At 59.9% G+C, this 304-nt stretch carries 1 pseudogene; it reads left to right on the top strand.

The features are described from left to right. A pseudogene (locus IEX04_RS18625) lies at nt 1-304 on the top strand (DEAD/DEAH box helicase); the annotation flags it as partial.

Below are 304 nucleotides of genomic sequence, written 5' to 3'. Positions count from 1 at the left end.
TGGCTTCAAGCGTGATGACAACCGTGAAGGTGGATTCCGCGGTAACCGCGACGAAAACCGCGGTGGCTTCAAGCGCGATGACAACCGTGAAGGTGGCTTCCGCGGTAACCGCGACGAAAACCGCGGTGGCGGCTTCAAGCGTGACGACAACCGTGGTGGCTTCAAGCGCGATGACAACCGTGAAGGTGGCTTCCGCGGTAACCGCGACGAAAACCGTGGTGGCTTCAAGCGTGATGACAACCGTGAAGGTGGCTTCCGCGGTAACCGCGACGAAAACCGTGGCGGCTTCAAGCGTGACGACAAT

The organism is Glutamicibacter ardleyensis (assembly GCF_014644555.1).
GTDB classification, from domain to species: Bacteria; Actinomycetota; Actinomycetes; order Actinomycetales; family Micrococcaceae; genus Glutamicibacter; species Glutamicibacter bergerei.
Note: the sequence above shows the minus strand (reverse complement) of the source record. Positions and strands in the feature narration are given on the sequence as shown.